This is a genomic window from Photobacterium sp. R1 (assembly GCF_054600795.1).
On sequence record NZ_BAAHZP010000981.1, the window covers coordinates 1 to 236 of the forward strand.

The 236-nt window shown below is 46.6% G+C and carries 1 protein-coding gene; it reads left to right on the forward strand.

All coding sequences use genetic code 11. The features are described 5' to 3' along the window. On the forward strand, positions 1-194 hold a 194-nt coding region (locus ACYP03_RS27995; protein ID WP_459782932.1), incomplete at its 5' end, for a GNAT family N-acetyltransferase. Between the last annotated feature and the right edge of the window lie 42 nt (positions 195-236).

Sequence of the window (236 nt, forward strand, 5' to 3'; positions counted from 1 at the left end):
TTCAGTTTGCTTTTGAGGAAATGCAACTCAACAGAATAGAAGCAGAAATTGACCCTGACAACACAGGCTCGGCTAAAGTATTGACGAAACTGGGTTTCTCACTGGAAGGGTATTTACCTGAAAGGTGGATTGTCGACGGAAAAATGTCAGATTCAGCGATTTATGGCCTGCTTGCGCGTCAGTGGCGTGCTTGAGATGGCTTGCAGGCCTTGTGGTGTCGACTATTGCCAACAAAC